Origin of the sequence: Salinibacter sp. 10B (genome assembly GCF_002954405.1) — a bacterium.
Lineage (GTDB): Bacteria > Bacteroidota > Rhodothermia > Rhodothermales > Salinibacteraceae > Salinibacter.
This window is the reverse complement of sequence record NZ_MQWC01000004.1, coordinates 520,590-531,180: the sequence shown is the minus strand read 5'-3', so window position 1 is coordinate 531,180 and position 10,591 is coordinate 520,590. Positions and strand designations below refer to the sequence as shown.

Sequence of the window (10,591 nt, the reverse complement as noted above, 5' to 3'; positions counted from 1 at the left end):
TGATGAAGTGACGTACGACGACCTACCCGGACTTCATTACATCACGCCGATCGAAAATCTTCCGTCAATCCTCGAGCACGGGATTTTGTCTCATGCTCGTGTGGAGGAGATCGACCACGAATCAGTTGCGGATTCGGAGGTTCAGGAGCGCCGTGCCGAAAAACGAGTACCGGAGGGGCGGCCCCTTCATGAGTACGTGAATCTCTACTTCCACGCCCGGAATCCGATGATGTACAAGCGAAGGGGGCAGCACGAAGATCTGTGTGTATTGAGCGTACACAAAAGGATATTGAAGCAGGAGGGAGTCGTAATCGCAGACCGCAATGCGTCAAGTAAATACGTCCGATTTGGTCGGGGCGCTGACGATCTTGAGATCTTGGATGATCAGTGGGTCTACGCACGGGACTGGACACACCCGAGTCGAATCGCTTATATGGAACATAGGTCGGTCAAGTGTGCTGAAGTCCTCATTCCTGATCATGTGGCTCCGACACATATGAGACGTATATTCGTATCATGTGAAGAAAGCAAAGAGAGAGTGAAGGGGATTGTCGAGGACCTGGAGGTGAAAGTTCATTCCGATCTCTTTTTCCAGCAGGGCCATGGTTAACATTCTCATTGGCAACATTTTCGAGTCCGACGCGCAGACGCTCACCAATACGGTGAACTGTGTTGGCGTGATGGGGAAAGGCATTGCCGAGCAGTTCAAGAAGCGGTTTCCCGAAATGTACGAAGATTACGTCGAGCGCTGCGAGAACGGAGACGTACAGCGAGGGCGTCCCTATCTCTACCGGCGAGATGAGGAGCCCTGGGTTCTCAATTTTCCGACGAAAGGGCACTGGCGGGCCGTCTCCAACCTGTCCGACATTCGTCGCGGCATGGAGCACGTCCTCGACAAATACAAGGAATGGGGGATCGAGTCGCTTGCCGTGCCTCCACTCGGCTGCGGAAATGGACAGCTCGACTGGCGTGTGGTAGGGCCTACCCTCTATCGATACTTGAGCGAGATGAACATTCCGGTTGAGCTATACGCTCCGTTCGAGACACCGGATGAACAGCTGGACCATGCATTTCTGGAGCGACAGGAAATCACTTCTGATGACATTCAGTCGATTCGATCGAAAGAGGAAATCGACGCTGGCACGTTCGCTCTCGCGGCGATGGTCGCCAAGATCGAACGACAGCGCTACCGTCATCCGGTCGGTCGCACGCGCTTTCAGAAGCTCGCATACTTTGCAACAGAGGCCGGTATTCCGACGGGTCTGGAGTTTCGAAAAGGATCGTACGGCCCGTACGCGGACGATCTAAAAAAGGTATTTGGCCGTCTCCAGAACAACGAGGTGCTCACTGAACGGAGGCAGGGACAGATGCTGCGAAAGAAGCCGGGACCGGCGTTCAATGACGCCCTTGAGCTTTTCCGAGATCAGCTTGGAGATTGGTCCGACGAATTGAATCGGGTGACGGACCTCTTTCTGCGGATGGACACGCAAGAGTCGGAGGTGGCCGCTACCGTACATTTCGCGGCCACTCGTCTTGTGGAGGACGATCACCCTTCGGAGATGGATGTTTTGGAGGCCGTGCAGTCGTGGAAGCAGGACCGGTCGTTCGACGAAGAGGAAATTGCCTCAACCATTCGGAATCTGAACATGCTCGGATGGATTGATGCGGAGTTCAGTCCAGAGCTCATGGACGATGAGTTGTTTGGGACCGAGGATGATGAGGAGCCCCAGCCCAAAGTGAGCGGTTGAGAAAACGGCTTTCAACCCCGGGATGAATGTATACCGGTTGAACGGTCCGGCTGTGTTCTGTCAACCCAATTTTTGCTCGGAAGATATCGTTTATTCAGCTCAGATTGTGCAGGTCTCCAATCGACAATTGAATTGAAGGGTCTCAGCGATCATGGAGGATCGTCAATTTTATCAGTCGATCAGCGACGTACTGCCCGATGATCAGCAGGTTCAGACTGTTTCTCCAGACACACCTGTTGCTGATGCCGTTGAGATCATGAGGGAGGAAAATTACTCCCAATTGCCGGTGGTGGACGATGAGCGCGTAATGGGAATCTTTTCGTATCGCTCCTTCACTGAAGGTATCCTTGACCTCCTGGAGCAAAACCCTTCTGAGGACGAGCTTACGGTTGGGGCGTTAATGAACCAACCTCCATTTCGCTCGGTCGAGCGAGATCCCGAAGAGGTGTTCGAGGATTTGGACCGGCATGATGCCGTTCTCGTTGAGTCTCGAACCAATCTCACTGGAATCCTTACGGCGATGGACGTACTCCATCACCTGCATTCGGTCGCTCAGCCGTTTGTTCTGATAGCAGAAATCGAGCGACACGCTCGCGAAGTTATCGACTCGTGTGTGGATGAAGATGAACTCGAAGAGTGTGCGGTGCGAGCCCTTCACGAAAGTCCGTATCAGGATGAGGAAGATGTGCCCGTAGAACTCACCGAAATGTCGATGGGAGATCTTGTCGGGATAGTTCGACACGGCGATAATTGGAATACCCACTTTGGCGACGCGTTTTCGGCTTCAGGAAATGATCTCCAGCGAGGGATCGTAGAGACGCGCCTTGATGACATTCGGGAACTACGAAACACTGTTTTTCACTTGAAACGCTCTCTCGACGAAGACGAGATCGACACGCTTCGCGAAACCCGGACTTGGATTCGGGAACGGCGAGAATCGGTCCAAGCCAATGCCAATGTACAGACGCAAGAGGACGAAGGATGACTGAAAGAGAAACGGGGCAAACGTTCGAGTACGAAGCCACATCTTGGCAACATAGGGTCGCCGAAAATGTCTCGGAGAGTGACTCTGGCCGGTGGTTAGTTGCTGCTCCCGCGGGCGCAGGTAAGACCTTTCTTGCCTTTATTATCCTCGCACGGATGCGGCAGCGCAATTCAGATGCACGGATGTTCTGCGCTGCTCCTTCATCAGCTAAGGCCGGACACTTTGTTGAACGCCTCCGCCGCTGGGATTTCGAGGAGAAGGTACACTTAGCCTCTCCCTCTTGGTACCGTCGTCAAAAGTCGAAATCTGCTGACAGTGCTGATATCTGGGGTGGAGGGACAACATACGTGTTCGATTCGTCACTCCTGCAGCGACCCTCGGCGGAGGAGTCCCTCCAAGACGTTTCTTGGGATCTCGGCGTGGTAGATGATTTGGATCTGGTCGTGAGGGAGAAACTCCAGAACGATGAGCCCTCCCTTCGCTTTGCTCTGGAACGTCTTCTGATAACAGACAAGTGTGATCGGTTCCTTGCTCTCAGTCGAGAGGTCCATCAACCGTTCTCAAAACCTCTAACCGTCTTCAAGCAGGACCATGCTGTTGTGGAGGCACAGGGTGTTGATTTCGAGCGCTCTGTTCTTGAGTACGAGCGGACGGAGAGGGAGCAAGCTTTCCATACCGAGTTAGATCGAATTGGTGAATACCTATCTCCGGACGCGAGGCAGTCAGCAGGTTTGATCCGACGAACGTTTGAAGCTCAGATTTCAAGTTTATATTCCGTTGATCAGTGGCTCTACGCTCTGAAGCGACTCGTCGATGCAAGTGAATTTGCTCACTCGACGAACCCTTTTGGGGGACGCACAGAAGATTCCGAGTTCTGGGAGGGAATCGAAAACCTCGATTCACTATGGATGCAGGTCGAAGAGGCCAGGAAATGGATTAACGGCCTTCTTGATCTGATGGCTGAAGTTGAGACGGATGCAAAGTTGGAGTGCTTGAAGCACTTTCTGGATGACAGCGCGCCATCACACGTCACGTGCATGACATTCGATATACATACGCTGAAGTATCTCAAGGTGAGTTTGGAAGAGACGAACGTTTCCGTCTACCGCCTCCACGATAAACTTAGCATAGATGAGCGCGAAGAACTCGTGGGTGACTTCCAGGAGCACGGCGGTGTGCTTCTTGTCTCCGATGACGTTCTCCCAGATCTCGGGCTAATAGAGGCCAATGCTGTAGTCCACTTTGACCTTCCTATGCAGACCGGGTCAATGCAGCAGCGCAAGGCGGCAGTACTTCCAGATGAGGGCGATACACTTTCAACGTATGTTCTCCGCGACAGGGCAGAGACAGTGGATGGCGAAAACACCCTCTTGGGGCAGTACGGCTTCGGTGAGGAGTGATGACACCTGAATGGAACTCGAGAATTGGGCAAGTACGTCTACAGGCGTGCTAAAATCTCCGGAGGTAGGGTTCGGAATTTCCCGTTGGTTTTGATCAACACCAATGATTTAGTACCAGGCGCGAACCGACGAATTTCATCCTCAATAATGTCTTCCCCATCCCCGAAGGTCTCCAAAAAGAATTCTCCAACCTCAATACCTTCGTCCCCAATTTCACGTCTTCGCTCCTCCACCGCTGAACGGACGAGACTGAGCAACCATCGCCGAACGATCCAAGAAGTACTGCTATACGGATCTGCTTCAGCGTGAATGGGCGTGCCAATTAGCTGGGCGTTCATTAATGCACCAAACTCCGGAGTGTCTGGTGCCAGGCACGCCTCCGTGAACCCATGTTTTTGAGCGGCAAGCTGTGTATTGCTGACCTTCAGACGTCCGCCGTATCGGGTTGAGTAATTGTAGGTGGGGTTGAAGCTCTCAGCCCTTCCATAGTATAAGTGGTAGTCATCTTGTCCGTGGTTCCTGTAGAAAAAACCAAAGGTTCCGACGGAAGGAAGGAGGGCGTCGGCAAGCAGAGACCTTGGTGGATTGAATGTACTGAAAGCCCCCTCGATTGGTGGCCGTCTGGAAAGCAAATCCCACTGTTCCATATTCGCCTTGAACCAAGGTCGATCATCGAGGTGTGGAGTTCTGCGATTTCGTTCTGATTTTGCCTGGAGCAAAGTTAGTCGAATCGAAGGATTTTTCCCCGTCCGAAAAGCTACAATCAGAAGATCTGCAAGCTCACATTGAGGAGACGATCGAGCCCAATCGTACTCGTCATGAGTAGGCGGGGCAAATTCGACCTGCGACACTTGGCCGTGGTATTCCTCCACATAAAAGTGCCTGCTCATTCGCTCGAAGGCGTCCTGCATGGAGCGGAATAGGGGCACCTCCTCCGGAGGATTTCCGGAAGTGCTTTGGCGGAAGTAGTAGTCGAATGCAGCGCCAAAGAGACAATCAAATTCTTCCACCTTGGCCTCAACTGCATTCGGCCATGGAGAAGAAAAGCCTGGAACTGCGAGCATGATCTTTTTGATTGCTCATACGATAGAGAGGGTATAGTTTACAGGTAGCCAATCCTGCTGGCAAATCTGATATACCGACGAATAGCAATAAGTCTTCCTGTAGCGTATGAATCCCTTCCACGTCCTCTCCGACGTTCAGGACGCCTATCGGACATATGTCCACACCTTCCAGCAATTCCGAAATCCCCAGATCGAGGAATGGGTCGGCGAGCGGATCGACGAGGGGACGCTTCTGTGGAGGGACCCGTTCGTTCAGCTCGACCGCCGCTTCGAGCGCGGTGCTGAGCTCAGCGATCTCGTGGAGGAGGGACATATCCACCCGGACACGCCGAAGTGCTTCACAACCGAAGCCGGCGATCGGCAGGCCGAGCCGATCCGGCCGTACAAGCACCAATCGGAGGCCATTCGCTCGATCCAGACCGGCAACAACACGATTGTTGCCACCGGCACTGGGTCAGGCAAGTCCTTCGCCTTCGGCATCCCAATCGTGAGCGAGTGCCTCCGGGCCCGCGAGCAAGGGACGACGGGCATCAAGGCGGTCATCGTGTACCCGATGAATGCCCTGGCCAACTCCCAGTATGACGACTTTGCCCGCCGTCTGCAGGGCTCTGGCCTCAAACTGGCCCGCTACACAGGCGACACCTTCGAACGCGAGGAGGAGGCCCTACAGGCCTTCCGAGAAGTGACCGGCCGCGAGCAGCCCTTCGACAGCGAGGTCATCAGCCGGCAGCAGATCAAGGAGTCGCCGCCGGACATCCTCATGACGAACTACGTCATGCTGGAGCTCCTCCTCACCCGGTTCGAGGACCGGGTTCTCTTCCCTTCCGAAGACGAGGGGATTCTCCAGTATCTCGTTCTCGACGAGGTCCACACGTACACCGGCAACCGCGGCTCGGACGTGGCCTGCCTAATTCGCCGCCTCAAGCAGCATACTGGCACGACTGGCGAGCTCCGCTGCATTGCCACGAGCGCTACGGTGCAGAGCGGGGAAGAGGAGGACCCGAAGAAGCTCATCTCGGACTTTGCGACGAAGCTCTTCGGCGAGACGTTCGACCGAGACCACGTGATCGGGGAGACCCACCTCCCGACCTACGGGCAAGGCGATGGAGACCTGGCCCCGAGCATCGAGGTCACCGACGAGATGATTGAGGGGTTTGACGGAGACGAGGGGCAGGTGACCACCATTGCCGAGGCGCTCTTAGGCCGCGAGTTGGGGCCTGACGAGAAGAAGGGAGAGGCGCTTGGGGAGGCGCTCAGCCGACAGGCCACGCTCTACTTTTTGGAGGAGAAGCTTGGAGAGGGGACCCGAAGCCTTCCTGATATTGTGGAGGAGTACCAGGAGGCCTATCGGCCGGGGGCCAGCCGGCAGGACGCACTGCGCGAGCTCACGGCGGCGCTCCTGGTTGGGAGTGCCCCAATGGTCCGGCGGAACGGGACCGACGAGCTGGACTCCCGGCTCATCCCCAAGCTGCACGCGTTCTTCTCGCAGGGCCGCGGCATCACGACCTGTCTCACGCGAGAAGGACCACATCTGAACGATCGCGGCGAGCGGGTCTGCCCGACCTGCAAGGAGCAGCACGGTCGCGAACGGATTGCGCTCCCACTGAACTTTTGCCGGGCGTGTGGGCAGGAGTACTACGGCGTCTCCGTGCTGGAAGACGGCACGGTCCTCCCTCGGGATCTCGGAAGCGAGGAAGGCGAGGGCGCCCCGGCCTACATCTACCCGGAGCACCATGACTTTCAGGCCACCCCTATTCCGGATAACTGGCTCACGAAGGCCGGAAACGTCAAGAGCAAGTACAGCGACGCCGTTCCGGAAAACACCACCTACTGCCCGAAATGCAATCAGCTCGGCGCCGGATGCGAGCATCCCCAAATCGACGTGGCAGTCATTCAGGTGCCATTCCTGCTTTGCTCGGAATGCAGCATCGTCCACACCCGTCGTCCACGCGAGTTCAATAAGCTGTTTACGTTTGGCACGGTCGGGCGCTCGACGGCGACAGACGTCCTGGTGTCTAACAAACTCACCTCCGCGCCGAAGGACGAGCGGAAGGTGATTGCCTTCTCGGACAATCGGCAGGACACGGCGTTGCAGGCCGCCCACTTCAACAACCTGCAACGTAGACTCCATTTCCGGCGGGCCGTCTACCGAGCACTCCAAGACGCCCGGCGGCCGCAGAGACTCGGAGACATGGGCCTCAAGATTTTCGACGCGATGGAGGAGGCAAACGCACTCCCGCCATATCAGCAGGAAACAGGACGTTTTCGGTCAAGCCGAGGGGGAGAAGAAAAGTATCAGCAGTACTTGGAGTTTGCCCTCCTTCAGGACCTGGAGCGAACGAGCCGACGCATCCACCAGAACCTCGAAGACACGGGACTCCTGGAGGTCACGTACGACGGCCTCAATCAATTGGCTGCAGCCTCCGACATCTGGCGGGACGTACCCCTCCTCCAGGAGGTGAGCGAAGACATCCGGTACGATTACCTCCGGGGCTTTCTCGACATCATGCGGAAGCGGCTCGCGATTCGCCATTCCGATCTTCTGCGCTTCCAGCGATTCAAGCGAGAAGTCCTCGCTGAATTGAACGAGGAGGTCTTTATCGAGGACATCGACTGGTTGAATCCGACAGGGTTCAGCGACGAGGCCAACACGGACGCATATCGGGCCGATGTCCGACGTTTTGTGCATCCCTCCACGACAGTGGTGGCCTGGACGAGGCGTGCTCTGAACGTCGACTACGGCCAGTCAGAGGAGATCATCCCGGCCGTCGTCGACACGCTTGCCAGCGGGGACGTGCGATTTCTGGAACGGGAGCACATCCAGTATGCCGGCGACCTCTACATGCTTCCGGCGGATCTCCTCCAGCTTTCCGTCACCGGAGAATCGACCCATCAAGTCTGTCCAGAGTGCGGAACGGTCCACCACTTTCGCTCCCTGGAGGTCTGCACCGAGAAAAGCTGCGATCAGATTGAGACCGGCGTCGACCTCTCGGAGAACTATTTCCGCCGGGAGTACAAGCGAGACCTGGAGGATGTCGTTCGGGTACAGGCCGCCGAGCACAGCGGACAGGTGCCGGGGCAGGAGCGGCGCCAGACCGAGGAGAACTTCCGCGATCCGGATGACGATCTGAACGTAATCGTCTGCACGCCGACGATGGAGCTGGGGATCGACATCGGGGACCTCTCGACCGTCTACATGCGCAATGTACCGCCCAGTCCCTCGAACTACGCACAGCGTGCGGGCCGGGCCGGTCGGAAAGGGCAACCGTCGCTCATTACTGTATTCTGCGGGGCAGGCAGCTACCGCGGTCCCCACGACCAGTACTTCTATCGCAATCCGGAGAAGATTATCGCCGGAGAGATTAGCCCGCCGCGTTTCCTGCTTGACAACGAGCGACTCATCAAGACGCACATCCACTCCCTCGTGCTGGAGGCGCTGGCCCATAAGGCCGAAGTGAAGCTCCCCCCGAGGCCCGCCCAGATTCTGGACATCGACACGGAGGGGTATCCGATGTTCGAGGACCTACAGCGGGAATTTGAGGAGGCCGTGTCCACGTACCGCGGGGAGATCGAGGAAGCTGTCCAGACCGCGTTCAGTCGAGAGATGGAGCGGTTCGACTGGCTGACGGAGTCGTTTATCCGGGATACGATTCAGCAATTCCCCCTTGCACTGGATCGGACGTTTGAGAGCTGGCGGGAAGAGTACAGCGACCTCGTTCAGGAGCTTCGGGAGATCAACCGGATCATCGAGCGGGAGGGAGGAGACTATTCCCAGCGCATGCGATACGGCGTCATTGGGGATCGACTCGACTCCATGCGCAGCGGAGAAGGAGAGTTTTACACCTACCGGTACCTGGGCAGTCAGGGCTTTCTTCCGAACTACGCGTTCCCCCGTGATTCGGTCTCGACGACGTTCTACGACAAGGACGACAAGCTCAGCCGCGACCCCGTTCTTGCCCTTCGCGAGTACGCACCCGGCAACTTCATCTACTACAGCGGGAATCGATACGAGGTCGTGTACGGCCGGCCGCAAACGAGAGGCGATGATGCTCTCGCATTCGAGAAGCTTCTCGTCTGCCCAGAGTGCAACACCGCTTATCTCGGGGAGGACAGCGTGAAACGAGCCGCGTGCCAATACTGCGAGACGTCCCTGAAGGGGACCCACGCCAACGAGAAGGCCCTGCCGATGCCCGACATGGTGGCGCAGCCCCGGGCGTCCATCACGGCCGACGAGGAGGAGCGGATGCGGAAGGGCTACGAGATGGAGATCCATTACCAGCTCAGCCGGGCCGCCGAATCGTATGCCGTAAGCGACGGTGAGGAAGATGCGTTCACGCTGACGTACGAGCACAACGGACAAGTCATCAACGTGAATCGTGGCCCGCGGCAGGCCGAAGAGGACGACGAGGCGATGGGGTTTGGCTACTGCCGGGCCTGCAATCGGTGGCTCGTAAGCGAGAACGCCCTCGACAACCACGTCGGCGGGGACGACGAGGACGGAAAGTGTCCACAGAATGCGCGAGCCGATGAGCTTCTACGGGGCATCCACCTCTTCACGGAGACGCAGAACGATGTCATCACGATCGACTGCCCCCTTCCCGAGGGCGTCGACGATGTCGAAGGCTTCTACAAGACGCTTCGGTACACGCTGGAGCAGGCCATCTCTGTGACGATGGAGCTCGACGAGAGTGAGCTCAGCGGCTTCATCAACGAAATTCCGGAGGACCCGGATCGTCGGCGGATCGTGATTTACGAAACGGCGGAAGGAGGAATCGGGGCCGTACAATCGCTCACCGAGGCGCCTCGACTGCGGGCGGTGCTCCAGAGCGCTCGTGAGGTCCTGCACGAAGGGGAAGAGGGTTGCGAGAAGGCCTGCTACGAATGCCTCTGCACGTTCTACAACCAGCGGGACCACGATGTCCTCGACCGCACGCTCGTCCTCCCATTCCTTCAGGAGCTCGGCGACTTGGAGATCGAAGGTCGGCAGTCAGGATCGCCGGACCGGTTGGTGGCTCTCCTGGAGCAGTGCCAGTCCGACTTCGAGCGGCAGGTTCTGCGCGAGATCAGCAGCCGAGATCTTCGACTCCCGGACGCCGCACAGAAGACAATCTACGACGGGGACGAGCCCATTGCGGAGGCCGACTTCTACTACGAGCCGAAGATTCCGGTCTTCGTGGACGGGTCGCCTCACTACAAAGACTACATCGAGGCGGCCGATCGGCAGAAGCGAATGCGCCTCAAGCGGCTGAACTATCGCGTAACCGTGATCAGCGATTCGGGAGACCTGGACAGCCTGCGTGCAAAACTGTGAATGTCTCGATGCATGCCAGGTCATTGTTGGCACTGTCTGCAGAGCAGCGCTTCGTCTTCCCTTTCACTACCGATTCGGAGCAC

At 57.0% G+C, this 10,591-nt stretch carries 6 protein-coding genes; 5 read left to right on the top strand and 1 reads right to left on the bottom strand.

Annotated elements, in window-relative coordinates; all coding sequences use genetic code 11:
* The first annotated feature begins 7 nt into the window (after positions 1 to 7).
* The 4 genes from BSZ35_RS02455 (at position 8) to BSZ35_RS02440 (ending at position 4,133) form a co-directional block, all read left to right on the top strand.
* Positions 8 to 610, top strand: coding sequence for a DUF4433 domain-containing protein (locus BSZ35_RS02455; protein WP_181149152.1), 603 nt, complete (start codon positions 8 to 10; stop codon positions 608 to 610).
* On the top strand, positions 603 to 1,748 hold the full coding sequence (locus BSZ35_RS02450; protein ID WP_105010968.1) for a macro domain-containing protein: 1,146 nt from the start codon (positions 603 to 605) through the stop codon (positions 1,746 to 1,748). The genes BSZ35_RS02455 and BSZ35_RS02450 overlap by 8 nt, the downstream gene beginning before the upstream one ends.
* 151 nt (positions 1,749 to 1,899) lie before the next feature.
* The gene (locus BSZ35_RS02445) at positions 1,900 to 2,733 is read left to right on the top strand and encodes a CBS domain-containing protein (RefSeq protein WP_105010967.1); all 834 of its coding nucleotides are present in this window, start codon (positions 1,900 to 1,902) and stop codon (positions 2,731 to 2,733) included.
* 182 nt (positions 2,734 to 2,915) lie between these two features.
* Positions 2,916 to 4,133, top strand: coding sequence for a helicase-related protein (locus BSZ35_RS02440; protein WP_181149151.1), 1,218 nt, complete (start codon positions 2,916 to 2,918; stop codon positions 4,131 to 4,133).
* A gap of 38 nt (positions 4,134 to 4,171) precedes the next feature.
* Here the strand turns inward: BSZ35_RS02440 and BSZ35_RS02435 are convergent, their stop codons facing one another.
* Positions 4,172 to 5,197, bottom strand: coding sequence for a hypothetical protein (locus BSZ35_RS02435; protein ID WP_105010965.1), 1,026 nt, complete (start codon positions 5,195 to 5,197; stop codon positions 4,172 to 4,174).
* 106 nt (positions 5,198 to 5,303) lie between these two features.
* Here BSZ35_RS02435 and BSZ35_RS02430 point away from each other — a divergent pair, with 106 nt between their 5' ends.
* Positions 5,304 to 10,508 carry a DEAD/DEAH box helicase gene (locus tag BSZ35_RS02430; protein ID WP_105010964.1) on the top strand — a complete coding sequence of 1,735 codons (5,205 nt, stop codon included), beginning with the start codon at positions 5,304 to 5,306 and terminating at the stop codon, positions 10,506 to 10,508.
* Positions 10,509 to 10,591 lie beyond the last annotated feature (83 nt).

What these genes read in the sequence shown, in the direction of transcription:
- BSZ35_RS02445 (WP_105010967.1), top strand. Translation starts at nt 1,900, where the DNA reads ATGGAGGATCGTCAATTTTATCAGTCGATCAGCGACGTACTGCCCGAT.
- BSZ35_RS02430 (WP_105010964.1), top strand. Translation starts at nt 5,304, where the DNA reads ATGAATCCCTTCCACGTCCTCTCCGACGTTCAGGACGCCTATCGGACA.
- BSZ35_RS02450 (WP_105010968.1), top strand. Translation starts at nt 603, where the DNA reads ATGGTTAACATTCTCATTGGCAACATTTTCGAGTCCGACGCGCAGACG.
- BSZ35_RS02440 (WP_181149151.1), top strand. Translation starts at nt 2,916, where the DNA reads ATGTTCTGCGCTGCTCCTTCATCAGCTAAGGCCGGACACTTTGTTGAA.
- BSZ35_RS02435 (WP_105010965.1), bottom strand. Translation starts at nt 5,197, where the DNA reads ATGCTCGCAGTTCCAGGCTTTTCTTCTCCATGGCCGAATGCAGTTGAG.